Here is a 16385-nt window from a genome sequence, read left to right as displayed (position 1 = left end):
TCATGCTCAAATCCCCACTGTTGCCCCGTTTCGGGGATCTGGTCGTTGCCATTGTTGACGATGTGCTCGGTCAGGGTCTTACCCTCGACCGCGCCTATGCCCGTCACTTCTCAGGCATCGAACTCAAACCGCAAGAACAGGCAAGGATTGCCCTGGTCACCGGCGACCTGCTGCGCCGTCTCAGCCTCTATTGTTTCCTCACCGGTATTCAGGTGCGTCAGGCCGAAAAGAATGTCTGGCCGCTGCTGCACAGCTGGCACGCATTCCACAAAATTGCCCAGCCCAACCACCCGACCCTGGATCGCTTCAATGAAGACGCATTCCGCCGCCGTCTGACCGAGGCGAAGAAGAACCCGGTATTGATGGATGGTTGCCCGAGCTGGCTGGAGAAACTGGGTAGCGAGCAGCTGGGTGAAGCCTGGCCTGCCGAGCGTGCAGCCCTGGCCTGGATGCCCAAGCGTTACCTGCGGGTCAACACCCTCAAGTGCACCCGTGATGAGCTGCAGGCCATGCTGGCCAAAGAGCAGGTCACCACCATTCCGGTTGAAGGTGTGGAGACTGCCCTGCAGGTCACCTCCGACGCCGCCCTGTTCCGTACCAAGGCCTTTGCCGATGGTTGCTTCGAACAGCAGGACGCAGGCTCCCAGCTGGTTGCTGCCGCTTTGGAAGTTGCCCCAGGCATGCGCGTTATCGACGCCTGCGCCGGCGCCGGTGGCAAGACTCTGCATATCGCCGCCATGATGCAGGGCAAAGGCCGTCTGCTGGCAATGGATGTGGAAGAGTGGAAGCTGGAAAACCTCAAGCAACGCGCTCGTCGCGCCGGTGCCCACAACGTGGAGACCCGGGTCATCACCAGCAGCAAGACCGTCAAGCGCCTCAAAGAGAGCGCCGACCGTGTACTGCTGGACGTGCCCTGCTCCGGTCTTGGCGTACTCAAGCGCAATCCGGATGCCAAGTGGCGTGATACCGCCGAGCGTCTGCCGGTGCTGGTCGCGCTGCAAGAAGAGATCCTGCAGCGTTACAGCCAGATGGTGAAGGTGGGCGGCCTGCTGGTTTATGCAACCTGCTCCATCCTGCCCGAGGAGAACCGTCAGCAGGTGGACAAGTTCCTCGCCGCCAACGAGCACTTCCGTCTGCGTGACGATCACACCGTGAGCCCGTCCGAGACCGGCTTCGACGGTTTCTACATGGCTCGTATCGAACGGATCGCCTGATCCAGCGTGATCTGCGCCTTGCGCCCTTATCGCGCACGGCAGGTTCGATGAAAAAGAGCGGCAGCCCTCGGGCTGTCGCTCTTTTTTTATTGATAAGGAGCGCCGCGTCAGGACTCCAGCGCAGCAATCGCCTCTATCTCGATCTTCACATCCTTCGGTAACCGAGCAACTTCCACGCAGGATCGCGCCGGATACATGGCATCGTGCTCGGTGAAGAAGTCGTTGTAGACCCGGTTAACCGCAGCAAAGTCGTTCAGATCCGAGACAAACACCGTGGTCTTGAAGATATTGCGCACCTCGCCGCCTGCCGCCTCGACAATCGCCTTGACGTTTTGCAGGGAGCGCAGGGTCTGCGCTTCTATCCCCTCCGCAATATCGTCGCTCACCGGGTCCAGCGGGATCTGACCGGAGGTGTAGAGGATGTTGCCAATCCGGGTGGCCTGCACATAGGGGCCGATGGCGCCCGGCGCCGCCTTGGTAGTGATAACCTGTCGCATCTGTTACTTCCTCGTGCTGACAAACAAAAAGTAGGCCCGGAGCAAGCCTGCTCACCCCGGGCATGAGAGTTACATCATGTTGGTGAAGGTTCTGGAGATGACGTCCTGCTGCTGCTCGCGGGTCAGAGCGTTGAAGCGCACCGCATAACCGGAGACCCGGATGGTCAGGCTGGGGTACTTGTCCGGATTGTCGATGGCATCCAGCAGCATCTCGCGGTTCATCACGTTGACGTTGAGGTGCTGACCCCCTTCCACATCCCGCTCGTGATGGAAGTAGCCATCCATCAGCCCCACCAGATTGTTCTCGCGATTGGCCGGCTCCTTGCCGAGCGCCCCCGGCACGATGGAGAAGGTGTAGGAGATCCCGTCCTTGGCGTATTTGAACGGCAGCTTGGCCACCGAGGCCAGCGAAGCGACCGCTCCCTTGCGATCCCGACCGAGCATCGGGTTGGCCCCCGGTGCAAACGGCGCACCGGCACGGCGGCCATCCGGGGTGTTGCCGGTCTTCTGGCCATAGACCACGTTGGAAGTGATGGTCAGGATCGACTGGGTCGGCACCGCATTGCGGTAGGTCGGCAGCGCCTGGATCTTCTTCATGAAGCGCTCGACCAGATCGCAGGCGATGGAGTCGGCCCGCTCGTCGTTGTTGCCGTACTGGGGATACGCCCCCTCAATCACGAAATCGACCGCCAGCCCGTCAGCATCGCGCACCGGCTTGACCTTGGCGTACTTGATGGCCGCCAGCGAATCGACCGCCACCGACAGACCGGCAATGCCGCAGGCCATGGTGCGATAGACGTCGCGATCGTGCAGCGCCATCAACGAAGCCTCGTAGCTGTACTTGTCGTGCATGTAGTGAATAAGGTTGAGCGCGCTGATGTACTGCACCGCCAGCCAATCCATAAAGCTGTCGAGGCTGGCCATGACAGTGTCGTAATCCAGCACCTCGTCCATGATGGGCGCCACTTTCGGGCCAACCTGGATCTTAAGCTTCTCGTCCACCCCACCGTTGATGCAATAGAGCAGGGTCTTGGCGAGGTTGGCGCGGGCACCGAAGAACTGCATCTGCTTGCCGATCACCATGGGGCTCACGCAGCAGGCAATGGCGTAGTCATCGCTCTCGAAGTCAGTGCGCATCAGGTCATCGTTTTCATACTGCAGGGATGAGGTATCGATGGAGACGCGGGCCGCATAGGTCTTGAAGGCCCGCGGCAATCCTTCCGCCCAAAGGATGGTGAGGTTGGGCTCGGGCGCCGGCCCCATGGTCTTGAGGGTGTGGAGGTAGCGGAAGGAGTTCTTGGTCACCAGAGTACGGCCATCCAGCCCCATGCCACCGATCACCTCGGTCGCCCAGATGGGATCGCCGGAGAAGAGGGAGTCAAACTCGGGGGTACGCAGGAAACGCACCATGCGGATCTTCATGATGAAGTGATCGACCAGCTCCTGGGCATCCTGCTCGCTGATGAGCCCCGCCTTCAGATCCCGCTCGATATAGATGTCGAGGAAGGTGGCGGTACGACCGAGGGACATGGCCCCGCCATTTTGCGACTTCACCGCCGCCAGATAGGCAAAGTAGAGCCACTGCACTGCCTGCTGCGCCGTGCGCGCCGGCCCGGAGATGTCAAAGCCATAGCTGGCCGCCATCTGCTTGATCTGCACCAATGCCCGCTTGTGCTCGGCCAGCTCCTCGCGCTGGCGGATCACCTTCTCCAGCTGCTCTCCCCGCTCGAGCGCCGGTTGCAGATCGGCAAACTGCAACTCCCGCTCACGGATTAGATAATCTATGCCATAGAGCGCGACCCGACGATAATCTCCGATAATGCGACCACGGCCGTAACCATCCGGCAATCCGGTCAATACTCCTGACTTTCGGCAGCGCAACATCTCGGGAGAGTAGACGTCGAATACTCCCTGGTTATGGGTTTTGCGCAATTCGCTGAAGGTATATTCAAATTCGGGATCCATCTCCCGGCCATATGCTTCAAAAGAGCTGCGGATCATATTTATGCCGCCAAACGGGTGCAGCGCTCTTTTAAGGGGCTTGTCGGTTTGCTGGCCAACAATCTTTTCCAGCCCCTGCTCGATATAACCCGGCCCGTGGGCAGTAATGGTCGTGGCAATATTGGTATCAAAATCGACCGGTGCGTGGGTGGCATTCTCAATGCAGATCCCCTCCATCACCTTATTCCACAAGGTGGTGGTCGCCTCGGTGGCATCAGCCAGAAACTGTTCATCGCCTTCATAGGGGGTGTAGTTCTGCTGGATAAAATCACGGACGTTGATCTCGTGCTTCCAGTTTTCACCGGCAAACCCTTGCCATGCCTGACGGAATTTATCCTGATCCAATTGCATATCAACTTTCATCAAATAAACCTCATTCACTACTCATGACACTACAGTGGAAGATGTCAGACGCACTCGGCCTGACGAACCTGCTGCCCCAGACGAATGGCATCCAGCGCGATCATTTTCTCTTCATTGGTGGGAATAACCGCCGCCAGTACCATGGACTCTGCCGCCGAAATCACCCGGCAGCCCTCGCTATTGGGACGCTGGTTAAACGGCTCGCTGATCGCTACGCCAAATACCTGAAGTCGTTCGCATACCAGCTTTCTGATAAAGGCCGAGTTCTCGCCGATCCCGCCGGTGAAAATAACGGCATCCAGTCGGCGCAATGAGGTGGCATGGCCGCCGATATGGCGGGCAATACGATGGACAAAAGCGTGAATGGCCAATTTTGCCCCGGGATGTCCTTCGTGATAGGCAGCTTCCAATACCCGCATATCGGAGGAGAGCCCCGAAATACCCAGCAGGCCGGACTGCTTGTTCAATACCCGCTCGATATCCTCGATGGATTGTCCTGTCTTGCTGGCGATATAGGCCAGCGCGCCAAAATCGATATCGCCGCTGCGGCTGCCCATGATCAACCCCTCCAGCGGCGTCATCCCCATCGAGGTATCGACGCTCTTGCCATCCTGTACCGCACAAATAGAGGCGCCATTGCCCAGATGGGCGATGACCAGACCGGCATGCTGCTCATCCAGCCCCATAAATACGCAAGCCTGCTCGGCCACATAGCGATGGGAGGTGCCGTGGAAGCCATAGCGGCGCACGCCGTAATCCTGCAAATATTGGTAAGGCAGCCCATAGATATAGGCTTCCGGCTTCAGGGTCTGGTGAAAACCGGTATCAAATACCGCAATTTGGGGTTGTGTGGGAAATAGCTGACGAGCCGCCATCACACCGCATAAATTGGCGTGATTGTGCAGGGGAGCCAAGGGTGACACCTGCTTTATTTTGGCCAATACATGTTCATCAATGATGGCCGCTTCGCTAAATTCACTACCACCATGCGCAATTCGATGACCCACCAGTGCAATGGCATCCAGCAGATCCCGTTTTTTCAATTCCGCCGCGATGGCAGCCAATGCACAGGTGTGGTTATTTTCAGCTAATGACATTGCGGGCTCTTTACCCACTTGCAATTGTGGATGGGCTGTCTCAATACCATCCGCTATACCGTAGATCACCACCTCGCAGGTTTTATTATCCAGTACCGAGAATTTGACCGACGAAGAGCCGCAATTGATAACCAGAACCAACGAATCAAACTTCATTACATCGCCTCGATATTTATGATGTCGAGTCACTGCAGTCAGAGCATCTTTGCCACTGTGTTTGGTGGCCAAATCACGGATAGCCTTACCCTAGGCCCAAATAATTGGGCCAACCAAGAACAGGTTATTGCGCACTTCTGACTGCGCCATGCAGACCCCACCAGGGGGGCCTGAATGGCTGATGACTTGCAGAAAAGGTTTTCAGAACAGCTTGGAAACTATATTCAGGATGGTCAGCACACCGATGATGGTGACAAACAGGTTGCTGGCCTGACCTTTATATTTTGCAAGTGCCGGTGTCTTGCTCACCGCATACATCGGCAGCAGACAGAGCAGGGAAGCGATGATTGGCGCCCCCATTGCCTCAATCAGGTCGAGGATGTTGGGGTTCACATAAGCGACCAGCCAGGTGGATCCCATGATGAACAACATACTGACCATATTGAGTTTTTTACTGGAAACCTTGCTCTTGTCGCCCTGGTAGCCAAAGCGGAGGATAAGGCCATTCAACCCTTCCAACGTCCCCAGATAGTGACCGAAGAAGGATTTGAAGATAGCAACCAGCGCGATAATGGACGCCGCATACTCCAGGGTGGTGGCAAACGCAGACTTGCTGCCCGTCATTGAGGAGAAGTGGTTAGCCAGATAGGAGAGCACCGGAATATTCTGGGCTTTGGCTTCCGCCATGTTTTGCGGTGACAGGGTAAAGAGGCAGCTGAAGGCAAAGAACATCACCACGGCCACCATCAGCATGCTGGCACCGGAGATAATCTTCGAGCAGCGTTTCTCGGTAAAATCACGCCCGAACTCCTGCTCATACTCTTCCCGTTTGGAGACGATGAAAGAGGAGACAATCGGCGAGAAGTTGAAGGAGAAGACCATGATCGAGATCCCCAGCCAGACGGTAACCAGAATACCATCGTGACCAAACATCGATATCTCGCTCAGATTGACCTGATCAAAGACGGCACTGTTCCAGTACGGGACAAGGGAGAGAGAGATAACGATCAGACTGGCAATAAAGGGAAAGACCAGATAGCTCATCACCTTGACCATCAGATCTTTACCGAAGTAGATCACGAATGCCATCAACATCAACAATGCCAGTGCAACCACACCTCGATTAAGCGGAACCAACTGTAGTTGATGCTCCCAAAATGCCATAAAGGTATTGGTGATCGTCACACCATATATCCACAGCAGTGGGCAGATGGCAAAGAAATAGAGGAAGGTAATTACCACTCCACCCATTTTTCCAAAATGCTCTTCGACAGTTTCGGTGATATTGGCTGAAGGATTGCTGCCGGAAAGACATAATCTGGCCAACGCCCTGTGGCAATAAAATGCAATGGGGTAAGCCAGCACCAGCATGATTAATATTGGGATCAGGCCACCATATCCGGCCCGAATTGGAAAGAACAAGACCCCCGCCCCGATAGCAGTACCGAACAGACCTAATCCCCATGTGGTATCCGATTTACGCCATACACGTGTATTCTCTTTACTGCCGGTGACAACACTGTCTAATATCATGACTGCATTCCTTACAGGCTAAATTGACGAATATTGTTCTGTTCGATAATTTCGGCGATCCGGGTCAGATCAATATTGCCACCCGAAATAATGCTGACGGTCTTTTTACCTTCGACATAATGTTTCAGCTTGCCACTGAGCAGCGCTGCCGAGGCCAGAGCTCCCGCCCCTTCGGTAATCACCTTGTTGCGCTGAATAAGGTCAACCATGCTATGACGAATATCATCCTCGGTGACCAGTACAATATCATCCACCAATTGTTTGACGATTTCGAAGGTCAGTGAACCGGGTCTTGCCACATCACAGCCATCGGCCAGCGTGCTGCTGGTTCTGTGATTGGTCATGGTACCGGCATAGAAAGAGGCCGCCATACCGTGCACATTCTCGGATTGCACACCAATCACCTTGATGGTCGGATTAATAGATTTGATAGCCATGGCAACACCGGCAATCAAACCACCGCCACCGATCGGCACTATGATGTTATCGACATCATACAAATCTTCGATAATTTCCAGGCCAATGGTGCCCTGGCCGGCAATCACTTTTGCATCGTCGAAGGGGGGGATAAATACGCGACCTTCCATCTCCACGATTTCGCTGACTTTGGCAATGGTGTCATTGAAGCTATTTCCATGGAGGATCACTTTGGCTGAATAGTCACTGGTTGCAGCAATTTTTGATTTGGGGGCACAGCAAGGCATGACCACCTTGGCATCAATTCCCAACATAGCACTGGAGAGTGATACACCTTGGGCATGATTGCCCGCCGAGCAGGCGACAACACCTTTTTGTCGGTCTTCCAGACTTAATGAACTGAGTTTGTTGAAGGCACCACGAATTTTAAAAGAGCCTGTACGTTGCATGTTTTCAAGCTTGAGGTAAACCTCGCCATGGCAACGTTCGCTGATGTAGTTAGAGGGTAGTTGCGCGGTCTTGTATATATGATTGGTCAGTCTTTTTTTGGCTTCAGTAATATCATGAAGACCAATGGGCAGATTGCTATACATCTTCATCGCAAATCTCTTTTTATTTATTAATTTGTAGGGTTTTATTTCACAGGGCGAAGCGATACTAGGTTCTATCACTTGCAATTAATGTGAGCATAAACACAAAAAAATCTACAAAGAGACTGCGTTACGGTGAAATTATCAAAAAATGTGATGGCAGCAACACTTGAATCCAAATGGATTAAAAAAAGTAATCATATATTGGCAAATAATATAATCAACAACTCCAAAACAAAGCCGTAAAGATTAGATTTTTCAGGGCAATTGCGTTGCTTTTTGCAACCGGCAATCAGTTGCTTGCCTGCCAGAACCGGGACAATAAAAAAGGGAGCCTATAAGGCTCCCTCTCGACAACGCAGAACCGATTACTCGGCTGCAGCATCATCTTTCTTGTACTTGGCAGCAGTCTCTTTGATCAGAGCCTGCAACTCGCCAGCCTGGAACATCTCGATCATGATGTCACAGCCGCCGATCAGCTCACCCTCAACCCACAGCTGGGGGAAGGTCGGCCAGTTGGCGAATTTTGGCAATTCGGCGCGGATATCCGGATTTTGCAGGATATCAACGTAGGCAAACGGCTCGCCGCAGGACATCAGAGCCTGGGAGGCCTGGGCAGAGAAGCCACAGCTGGGTAGCTTGGGGGAGCCCTTCATGTAGATGATGATGGGGTTGTCAGCCAGCTGCTGCTTAATCTTTTCAATAGTTTCCATAGGTGCCTCACTAGAGCGATTTCGGCGGCCATTCTACTGCAATCTTGCCCGAGCACAAACTGACAAAGGGGTGACCCGGCTCGAATTGTGCAAAGAACCCACACAGGATTGATCGCGATCATGGCGCCAATCAAGAGTTGTTAGGCCATCTTTGATACTGCTACAATCCCTTGGCTTTGGGCTACCCAGCCCCATCATTTTAAAAACAACTCTTTTCACATATAGAAAAGAGTACGCAATGTCTTGCAACCGTCGCCTTCGCACGGTCCAGCCAATGGAGAGTAGAAAATGGCATTCGAACTTCCCGCTCTGCCCTATGCAATCAACGCTCTGGAACCGCACATCTCCCAGGAAACTCTGGAATATCACCACGGCAAGCACCACAACACCTACGTGGTCAACCTGAACAATCTGGTGCCGGGTACCGAGTTTGAAGGCAAGTCTCTGGAAGAGATCATCAAGACCTCCAACGGCGGCATCTTCAACAACGCCGCCCAGATCTGGAACCACACCTTCTACTGGCACTGCCTCTCCCCGAATGGCGGCGGCGAGCCGACTGGCGCCCTGGCTGATGCAATCAACAAGGCATTCGGCTCCTTCGCCGAGTTCAAAGATGCCTTCACCAAGTCTGCCATCGGCAACTTCGGTTCCAGCTGGACTTGGCTGGTGAAGAAAGCTGACGGCTCTCTGGCTATCGTCAACACCTCCAACGCCGGTTGCCCGCTGACTGAAGCCGGTACCACCCCGCTGCTGACTGTTGACCTGTGGGAGCACGCCTACTACATCGACTTCCGCAACCTGCGTCCGAAGTACATGGAAACCTTCTGGGCTCTGGTTAACTGGGAATTTGTGGCCAAGAATCTGGCTGCCTAATCAACCTCGCTTGCCAAAACGCCCCGCTCTGCGGGGCGTTTTTTTATCTCTATGTGGCTGCGAGAATGAATAAGGCGCCCGCAGGCGCCTTTTACATATCGAGATAACCCGTTTACTGGTCCAACTCGTCCATATATTCATCCAGATTGGCATCGTCGGCCTGCTCTTGCTGAGACGCTTTCAGCTCAGTCTGCTTGCCCGTCACCTTGCCCTGATTATATTGCAGGTAGAAGTCCTTGGTCAGCGCATAGGGGTCGAGGGAGTTGTCGATGATCCGCTCCTGATCGATCAGCTTGGCGCGATTACCCAAGCCATCTAGCACCCAATGGGTAACCCTCAGCGGGATTGTCAACAAGGCATAGGGGAAATAGATGGTATCAATGGTGTCACCAACCAGCTCCCGGGTGGTAGTCGGGCCGTAGACAGGCACCATGATGTAGGCGCCATTACCGATATCGGCCCTGCCCAGCACTGTGTCCATTTCCAGCTTGTTACGCTCAAGGCCAGCATGTTTGGCCACATCGAAGATACCCAGCAGACCGACCGTGGTGTTGAGGGTAAAGCGTCCCAGGTTGGTGCCCGCCCCCTTCAAATCACCGGTGATCAGATGGTTCACCATGCTGCTCGGTTCATCAAAGTTGGCAACAAAGTTGGCAATGCCATCCTTCACCCCGACCGGAATGTAGCGGGCATAGGCATGTACCACAGGACGTGCCACATAGGGTTCCAGCACATCATAGTTGACCGCCCACATGGCCCGGTTGGCCCCCTGGAAGGGATCGCGCGGATCGGCCGCCGTACTGGTGGCACCCGGATTATTCATGCCGGGATTGAGATCCAGACTCTCTGGGCCAGGCTTGGGTGGACCACCGGCACAGCCAGCCAGCAAGAGGGCTACCAGTATGGCCCCTGAACGAAGATACATATGATTGTCCTGACGTTTTATTTTGATTTATCAGAAGTATAGATAACCCGGCTCCTATCCAGGAGCCGGGTTATCCAAAGGCATATTAGAGGGCGTGATCGATGCGGATGTCAATTGGAGCAGCAGGGATCTCGGCCGTCTTGACCGGCACGGATACCCCTTCGAAGGCTCCTTCCTTGTTCATCACGTTGCCACCGCGCGAGAGACGCGCCTTGAACTGCAGCTCCGGATAGGCCGACAGTTTGCTGCCTTCCATCATGGCATCGCCATCCCCGAGTGACAGGGTAACAGGCAAGGTTGGCCCGGCGATACGCTTCACGGCGATGGGCATGGGCGGTCCGTTGGGCACCACGGCAAAGACGAAGAGATGGGAATCTTCCGGCATCTGAATGCCCGCCGCCAACGTGACGTGGATGGGGAATTCCCCCTCCTTCACCGCGAGCGGTTTTCCCTCAACTGCGCCCGCTTTGGCTACGCCTGAATTCGTCACCTCGATGCCGCGCTGCTTGAGCTGCGCGCGGGCATACTCCATGGAGCGCTCGACCATCACGTAACGGGGGGTACCTTTCTCCATAAGTGGCAACATCGCCTGCCAGCGAGCCAGCGCGGTCTGGAAGTCCTCTTTTTGCAGCGCCATAAAGGCATAGACGGAACGCGCTTCGATATTGTCCGGATCCTGCGCGATAGCAGCCTGCAACAGGACATCCGCTTGCGCCTCATCCCCCGTCATCATCAGCGCCTGCGCATAAGGCACCGCCACCAGCGACTTCTGGGGAGCCAGCGTGTAGGCCCGCTCCAGCGCCTCGCTGGCCATCTCGGGATCATTGCCATCCAGCGCCAAGCGTCCCAGCAGCAGCCAGCCGCGGTAGTCGTTCGGTTCATCCTTGAGGCGGGTACGCAGTGCCAGCGTGAAATCCAGCAGATCCTGCTCGGTCACCTGGGCATCGCGTTCCACCAGAATGCGGTTGCTCAGCTCGCCAAGACGGCTGCTGGCATCTTGCCAGCGACTCACCTCTTGCCAGGAGCCCAACTTGTAGTAGAGCCCCAGACTCACCACCAACAGCACCAGCACACCCGGGATCCAGATCAGACTCTTGCCACTGCGGGCAGTCTGCTCCACATCAGGGATATCATCCAAGAGACTTCGTTGCAGCTCGACCAGCGAGTAGGACTCCTCAGCCAGGACACCCTGCTCGCGCTCTTCGCCAATCTCCAGCAGCCGCTGGCGATAGAGCTGTTTGTTGAGCGCCGAGCGACTGATGCTCTGTTTGCCTGCACCACGCCACAGCGGCACGACGAGCGCCAGACTCACCAGCACCAGCAAGCCCGCAATAACTATCCAAAAAGCGGTCATTGTTTCTCTTCCTCTTTGAGCAGCTCGGCCAGTCGGCGCTGCTCCTCCTCGCTCAAGGCGTTATCCAGTTGTTTTTTCACCGCAGGGGGCCGGCGGCTGCGCATCACGACCACGGCGCCACCGATCAGGATCACCAGCAGCGGGCCGAGCCAGAGGATCAGGGTGGAGGCCATTAGGGGCGGGTTATAGAGGATAAAGTTGCCGTAGCGGGCCACCATGTAATCCACTATCTCCTCTTTATCCTTACCCTCGCGCACCATCTGGTAGGTCTTGTCGCGCAAGTCCTTGGCCAGCCCCGCATTGGAGTCAGCGATATCCTGGTTCTGACACTTGGGGCAGCGCAGCTCCTTGGTCAGTTCACGAAAGACCTGCTCCTGATTGTCGTTGTCGAAGGTGTAGACATCGATAGCGGCCATGGCCGGCGCTTGCACCACCCATCCCAGCAACAGCAGCAGGGAAGCAATAAATACTCTCATCAAGACTCCCCTCACTTCATGGCATCAAAGATGGGTTTGAGGGTCGACGCCCAGTTCTCGGGGTTGATATCCCCCACGTGGCGATAACGGATGATCCCCTTGCTGTCGATAAAGAAGGTCTCCGGCGCGCCATATACCCCGAGATCCAGCCCCAGCATGCCGTCCGGATCATAGAGGTTGACCTGATAGGGGTTGCCCAGCTCAGCCAGCCATTTGATCGCCTTGTCGCGCTCATCCTTGTAGTTCATGCCGATGATGGGAATACCCTGCCCCGCCAACTGTTTGAGGTAGGTGTGCTCGCCATAGCAGGTCGGGCACCAGGTGGCCCAGACGTTGAGCAGCATGGGGCGACCAGTCAGGATACTGCGATCGTGCTGCTTGTTCAGATCGTAAATGTCCTGCAGGGTGAATACCGGCACCTCTTTACCCACCATCACGGACTCAAGCTTGGTGGGATCGGAGTAGAGCCCTTTGAACAGGAACACAGCCCCCAGCAAAAAGACGATAAAGGGGATTAAAAACAACCAGGTCTTTTTGTTCATGCCTTGGCCTCCTCCTCACGACGGCCGAAACGGTAACGCTTGTCCAGCATCGCCAGCACGCCACCAATAGCCATAAAGACGCCGCCGAACCAGATCCAGCGCACGAACGGCTTGTAGTAGATCCGCACCGCCCAAGCACCGTTGTCGAGCTGTTCTCCCAGCGCCGCATAGAGATCGCGGGTGATACCGGCATCGATGGCCGCTTCGGTCATCGGCATCCGGGTTACCTTGTACATCCGCTTCTCGGGCTTGAGCAGGGCGACCTGCTTGCCATTGCGGTGCACTTCCAGCACGCCCTTGAAGCCATCGTAGTTGGGGCCGTTCTTCTCTTTTATCCCGGCAAAGACGAACTCGTAATCGGCAAAGTGCACCCGATCACCCGCCTGCATTCGCAGATCCTTCTCGATGCTGTAGTTCTGGGTGCAGGCGATACCAATGATGCTGACTGCCAGCCCCACGTGGCCAAGGATCATGGCCCAGTGGCTGTTGCCAAGCTTGCGCACACCGACTGCAAAGCTGTGCTTGTGGGTCGCCCGCGCCCAGGTCTCCTGCACGCTGGTGACGATGATCCAGGCGCCCAGACCAATACCTACCGCCGCCCACGGCTTGAAGGTTTCGGCAAAGAGCAGCGGCAACAGCAAGGCTGCGGCCAGACTCAGCACCAGTGCCACGATCACCTTGCTTTTGAGTTCCACCAGCTCCTGACGACGCCAGCGAAACAGCGGGCCAACCCCCAGCAGCAGGGCAAACGGGATGATCAGCCAGCTGTAGATGTGGTTGAAGAAGGGAGTACCGATAGATATGCTCCCCAGCCCCAGCTCCTTGTGCACCAGCGGCAGCAAGGTACCGAGCAGCACGGTCAGCAGACCCGCCACCAGCATGATGTTGTTGCAAAGCAGCAGGGTCTCGCGGCTCCACAGCTCGTGTTTACCGTGGCTCTTCACCTGCGAGCCTTTGAAGGCAAACAGCAGCAAGGATGAGCCGATCACCGCCAGCAGGAATCCGAGAATAAACAGGCCGCGGGTCGGATCGGAGGCAAACGCATGGACCGACACCAGCACGCCGGAGCGTACCAGGAAGGTACCCAGCAGGCTCAGCGAGAAGGCAGAGAGGGCCAGCAGCACGGTCCACGCCTTGAAGGTGGCGCGCTTCTCGCTCACCGCCAGCGAGTGCAGCAGAGCGGTACCCGCGAGCCAGGGCATAAACGAGGCGTTTTCTACCGGATCCCAGAACCACCAGCCGCCCCAACCGAGCTCGTAGTAGGCCCACCAGGAGCCGAGCACGATGCCGAGGGTCAGGAATACCCAGGCCGCCATGGTCCAGGGGCGCGACCAGCGAGCCCAGGTCGCATCGAGACGGCCGGTCATCAGCGAAGCAATGGCAAAGGCAAACGCCACCGAGAAGCCCACATAACCCATGTAGAGCATTGGCGGATGGAAGATAAGACCCGGATCCTGCAGCAGTGGATTGAGGTCACGACCATCGACCGGAAAATAGGGCAAGGTGCGGGTGAAGGGATCGGAGGTGAACAGCACGAAAGCAGTGAAGCCGACCGAGATCAGCCCCAGCACACCGAGTACCCGAGCCACCGCATCGAGCGGCAGACGGCGGCTGAACATGGCCACCGCCGCAGTCCAGCCCCCTAAGGTCAGAACCCACAGCAGCAGGGAGCCTTCGTGGGCGCCCCATACGGCGGAAATGCGATAGGCGAGCGGCAGCAGGCTGTTGGAGTTAGTGGCCACATACTGCACGGTGAAGTCGTTATCGATAAAGGCCCAGGTCAGGCAGAGAAACGACAGCAGCAGCAACAAAAACTGGGCATAGGCGAGCGGACGGGCCGCCGACATCATGCCAAGACGCCCCCAGCTGGCGCCTAGTAGTGGGTAGCTCCCCAGCAGCAGGGCAGTGGCAAAGGCCAGGATCAGCGCAAACTGACCTAATTCCGGGATCATGAAGGCATTCCTTTCAATTGAACGGTGACAACAGCCGCACCACGCACGGCAGGCAAAGCGGAAAAGGCAAACACCACAGGGATCACTGCTTGGCTCCCTTCAACTGCGCCTCGGTATACTCCGGCTTGAAGTGCATACCGTTGGTGGCATCGGCCACTTCCGGCGGCATGTAGTTCTCATCGTGCTTGGCCAACACCTCGAACGCCTCTACGGTCGTGGCATCCTTGAGGGTGCCCTGGGCAACAATCCCCTGCCCTTCACGGAACAGGTCCGGCAGGATGCCGTCAAACTCGACCTTCACCAGATGACCGCCGTTATCCACCAGCTTGAAGGCAACCTTGAGGCTCTGGGGATCCCGCTGTACCGATCCCGGCACGACCAATCCACCGATACGCAGGCGCTGCCCCTCTTCCGGCTTGATCTTGTCCGGCCCCTTCCCCTCCACCAGCTCGCTCGGGGTGTAGAAGAGGTCGATATTCTGACTGAGGGCGTAGAGCACCAGCCCGCTGACGGCCGCCAGACCCAGGGTAATGGCCAGAATGATGGTGAGGCGTTTTTTGCGTCTCGGATTCATAGGGTGTTCTCCATCTGCTGGGCCGCCTTGCGACGGGCCTCACGCGCCTGTTTGCTGCGCAACTCACCGAGCAGGCAGCGGGTTTTCATGCGGGTAGAAATGATGATGCCGACCAGACACACCAGCGTCAGGCCAAATGAGAGCCAGACATAGAAGGCGTAACCGCCCATCGCCATAAAATCACTGAAAGAGGCAAAGTGCATGCTTACTTCTCCTGCTCTGCAATCTCTTTGACCCAGGGGCGATGCCACTCCCGCATCAGGAGTTCATTGCGAAAACGCATCAGGGTCAGGGCCCCGAGAAACGCGGCAAACGCCAGGATCATGATCAGCAGCGGCCAGAGCATCTCGGGTGAAATGGAGGGTTTGTCAAATTTGGTGATGGTGGCCCCCTGATGCAGGGTGTTCCACCACTCCACCGAGTAGTGAATGATGGGCAGGTTGATCACCCCAACCAGTGCCAGAATGCCGGCCGCACGGCCAGCGACCACCTTGTCGCTGAAGGCGTTGTAGAGGGCTATCACGCCGAGGTAGAGAAACAGCAGGATCAGCTCAGAGGTGAGCCGCGCATCCCACACCCACCAGGTTCCCCACATCGGCTTGCCCCAGGCGGCACCGGTAAAGAGGGCAATAAAGGTAAATACGGCGCCGACCGGCGCAATGGCTGCAACCGTCATGTCCGCCATCCGCAGCTGCCACACCAGGCCGATAAAAGCGGCCACCGCCATGGTGGAGTAGGCCCCCATGGAGAGAATGGCGGAAGGCACGTGGATATAGATGATCCGGAACGAATCTCCCTGCTGGTAATCCGCTGGCGCAAACGCGAGGCCCCAGACAGTACCGATCACAAACGAGAGCAGACTAATCATCGCAAACCAGGGCAACAGCGTGCCTGCCAGCTGATAGGCACGCTCCGGTTTGGCATAAGGGTGCAACCATTTCCACATAGCTCACAAAACCTTTTTGTTATTAATCGTTTGGCGAGGCCTACCATACCGACCACGGGGCAGCATCAAATACCCCGAAAGCAATAAGCGGCACTCTCCTTGATCCATCGCAACATTATTTTTTGCAGAAAGACCCCATTCGGAGCCAAATTCGGTTCAACT

At 56.2% G+C, this 16385-nt stretch carries 16 protein-coding genes; 2 read left to right on the top strand and 14 right to left on the bottom strand.

The window, feature by feature from the left end:
- The first annotated feature begins 2 nt into the window (after positions 1-2).
- The gene (locus AB5Y84_RS19315; RefSeq protein ID WP_257725170.1) at positions 3-1214 is read left to right on the top strand and encodes an RsmB/NOP family class I SAM-dependent RNA methyltransferase; all 1212 of its coding nucleotides are present in this window, start codon (positions 3-5) and stop codon (positions 1212-1214) included.
- 107 nt (positions 1215-1321) lie between these two features.
- On the opposite strand, the gene AB5Y84_RS19310 is transcribed toward AB5Y84_RS19315, so the two are convergent.
- From AB5Y84_RS19310 to AB5Y84_RS19285, 6 genes are all read right to left on the bottom strand, one after another.
- Positions 1322-1711: a RidA family protein gene (locus tag AB5Y84_RS19310; RefSeq protein WP_257725171.1), complete on the bottom strand. Its 390-nt coding sequence runs from the start codon at positions 1709-1711 to the stop codon at positions 1322-1324.
- Between the two features lie 69 nt (positions 1712-1780).
- The gene (gene pflB / locus AB5Y84_RS19305; RefSeq protein WP_368177576.1) at positions 1781-4075 is read right to left on the bottom strand and encodes a formate C-acetyltransferase; all 2295 of its coding nucleotides are present in this window, start codon (positions 4073-4075) and stop codon (positions 1781-1783) included.
- 44 nt (positions 4076-4119) lie between these two features.
- Positions 4120-5328, bottom strand: a complete 1209-nt coding sequence (gene tdcD, locus AB5Y84_RS19300) for a propionate kinase (RefSeq protein WP_368177575.1) — start codon at positions 5326-5328, stop codon at positions 4120-4122.
- Positions 5329-5529: 201 nt separating this feature from the next.
- On the bottom strand, positions 5530-6861 hold the full coding sequence (tdcC, locus tag AB5Y84_RS19295) for a threonine/serine transporter TdcC (RefSeq protein WP_257725173.1): 1332 nt from the start codon (positions 6859-6861) through the stop codon (positions 5530-5532).
- Positions 6862-6872: 11 nt separating this feature from the next.
- Positions 6873-7877, bottom strand: a complete 1005-nt coding sequence (tdcB, locus tag AB5Y84_RS19290) for a bifunctional threonine ammonia-lyase/L-serine ammonia-lyase TdcB (protein WP_005334660.1) — start codon at positions 7875-7877, stop codon at positions 6873-6875.
- Positions 7878-8236: 359 nt separating this feature from the next.
- The gene (locus AB5Y84_RS19285; protein ID WP_005353650.1) at positions 8237-8581 is read right to left on the bottom strand and encodes a Grx4 family monothiol glutaredoxin; all 345 of its coding nucleotides are present in this window, start codon (positions 8579-8581) and stop codon (positions 8237-8239) included.
- A 288-nt stretch (positions 8582-8869) separates the two neighbouring features.
- Here AB5Y84_RS19285 and sodB point away from each other — a divergent pair, with 288 nt between their 5' ends.
- Positions 8870-9454 carry a superoxide dismutase [Fe] gene (sodB, locus tag AB5Y84_RS19280; RefSeq protein WP_005334664.1) on the top strand — a complete coding sequence of 195 codons (585 nt, stop codon included), beginning with the start codon at positions 8870-8872 and terminating at the stop codon, positions 9452-9454.
- Positions 9455-9566: 112 nt separating this feature from the next.
- On the opposite strand, the gene AB5Y84_RS19275 is transcribed toward sodB, so the two are convergent.
- The 8 genes from AB5Y84_RS19275 to AB5Y84_RS19240 form a co-directional block, all read right to left on the bottom strand.
- Positions 9567-10379 carry a VacJ family lipoprotein gene (locus tag AB5Y84_RS19275; RefSeq protein ID WP_257725174.1) on the bottom strand — a complete coding sequence of 271 codons (813 nt, stop codon included), beginning with the start codon at positions 10377-10379 and terminating at the stop codon, positions 9567-9569.
- A gap of 85 nt (positions 10380-10464) precedes the next feature.
- Positions 10465-11733 carry a c-type cytochrome biogenesis protein CcmI gene (ccmI, locus tag AB5Y84_RS19270; protein WP_368177574.1) on the bottom strand — a complete coding sequence of 423 codons (1269 nt, stop codon included), beginning with the start codon at positions 11731-11733 and terminating at the stop codon, positions 10465-10467.
- A complete protein-coding gene (locus AB5Y84_RS19265; RefSeq protein WP_017788562.1) occupies positions 11730-12209 on the bottom strand; it encodes a cytochrome c-type biogenesis protein in 480 nt (159 codons plus the stop codon). Before AB5Y84_RS19265 ends, ccmI begins: the two co-directional genes overlap by 4 nt.
- A gap of 11 nt (positions 12210-12220) precedes the next feature.
- Positions 12221-12751, bottom strand: coding sequence for a DsbE family thiol:disulfide interchange protein (locus tag AB5Y84_RS19260; RefSeq protein ID WP_005353655.1), 531 nt, complete (start codon positions 12749-12751; stop codon positions 12221-12223).
- The gene (locus AB5Y84_RS19255; protein WP_257725176.1) at positions 12748-14703 is read right to left on the bottom strand and encodes a heme lyase CcmF/NrfE family subunit; all 1956 of its coding nucleotides are present in this window, start codon (positions 14701-14703) and stop codon (positions 12748-12750) included. The genes AB5Y84_RS19260 and AB5Y84_RS19255 overlap by 4 nt, the downstream gene beginning before the upstream one ends.
- A gap of 82 nt (positions 14704-14785) precedes the next feature.
- Entirely contained in the window at positions 14786-15277 is a 492-nt protein-coding gene (ccmE, locus tag AB5Y84_RS19250) for a cytochrome c maturation protein CcmE (protein ID WP_040065319.1), read from the bottom strand.
- Positions 15274-15480, bottom strand: coding sequence for a heme exporter protein CcmD (gene ccmD / locus AB5Y84_RS19245; protein WP_257725177.1), 207 nt, complete (start codon positions 15478-15480; stop codon positions 15274-15276). Before ccmD ends, ccmE begins: the two co-directional genes overlap by 4 nt.
- Positions 15481-15482: 2 nt before the next feature.
- Positions 15483-16223, bottom strand: coding sequence for a heme ABC transporter permease (locus AB5Y84_RS19240; RefSeq protein WP_368177573.1), 741 nt, complete (start codon positions 16221-16223; stop codon positions 15483-15485).
- Positions 16224-16385: the final 162 nt, after the last annotated feature.

Origin of the sequence: Aeromonas sp. s11 (assembly GCF_040907945.1) — a bacterium.
Lineage (GTDB): Bacteria > Pseudomonadota > Gammaproteobacteria > Enterobacterales > Aeromonadaceae > Aeromonas > Aeromonas veronii.
Note: the sequence above shows the minus strand (reverse complement) of the source record. Positions and strands in the feature narration are given on the sequence as shown.

Excerpts from the sequence above, each read along its gene's own strand:
- AB5Y84_RS19260 (WP_005353655.1), bottom strand. The coding sequence starts at position 12,751 with ATGAACAAAAAGACCTGGTTGTTTTTAATCCCCTTTATCGTCTTTTTG.
- ccmD (WP_257725177.1), bottom strand. The coding sequence starts at position 15,480 with ATGCACTTTGCCTCTTTCAGTGATTTTATGGCGATGGGCGGTTACGCC.
- ccmE (WP_040065319.1), bottom strand. The coding sequence starts at position 15,277 with ATGAATCCGAGACGCAAAAAACGCCTCACCATCATTCTGGCCATTACC.
- AB5Y84_RS19310 (WP_257725171.1), bottom strand. The coding sequence starts at position 1,711 with ATGCGACAGGTTATCACTACCAAGGCGGCGCCGGGCGCCATCGGCCCC.
- AB5Y84_RS19255 (WP_257725176.1), bottom strand. The coding sequence starts at position 14,703 with ATGATCCCGGAATTAGGTCAGTTTGCGCTGATCCTGGCCTTTGCCACT.
- tdcC (WP_257725173.1), bottom strand. The coding sequence starts at position 6,861 with ATGATATTAGACAGTGTTGTCACCGGCAGTAAAGAGAATACACGTGTA.
- AB5Y84_RS19265 (WP_017788562.1), bottom strand. The coding sequence starts at position 12,209 with ATGAGAGTATTTATTGCTTCCCTGCTGCTGTTGCTGGGATGGGTGGTG.
- AB5Y84_RS19240 (WP_368177573.1), bottom strand. The coding sequence starts at position 16,223 with ATGTGGAAATGGTTGCACCCTTATGCCAAACCGGAGCGTGCCTATCAG.
- tdcD (WP_368177575.1), bottom strand. The coding sequence starts at position 5,328 with ATGAAGTTTGATTCGTTGGTTCTGGTTATCAATTGCGGCTCTTCGTCG.
- AB5Y84_RS19285 (WP_005353650.1), bottom strand. The coding sequence starts at position 8,581 with ATGGAAACTATTGAAAAGATTAAGCAGCAGCTGGCTGACAACCCCATC.
- sodB (WP_005334664.1), top strand. The coding sequence starts at position 8,870 with ATGGCATTCGAACTTCCCGCTCTGCCCTATGCAATCAACGCTCTGGAA.
- AB5Y84_RS19315 (WP_257725170.1), top strand. The coding sequence starts at position 3 with ATGCTCAAATCCCCACTGTTGCCCCGTTTCGGGGATCTGGTCGTTGCC.
- tdcB (WP_005334660.1), bottom strand. The coding sequence starts at position 7,877 with ATGAAGATGTATAGCAATCTGCCCATTGGTCTTCATGATATTACTGAA.
- ccmI (WP_368177574.1), bottom strand. The coding sequence starts at position 11,733 with ATGACCGCTTTTTGGATAGTTATTGCGGGCTTGCTGGTGCTGGTGAGT.
- pflB (WP_368177576.1), bottom strand. The coding sequence starts at position 4,075 with ATGAAAGTTGATATGCAATTGGATCAGGATAAATTCCGTCAGGCATGG.
- AB5Y84_RS19275 (WP_257725174.1), bottom strand. The coding sequence starts at position 10,379 with ATGTATCTTCGTTCAGGGGCCATACTGGTAGCCCTCTTGCTGGCTGGC.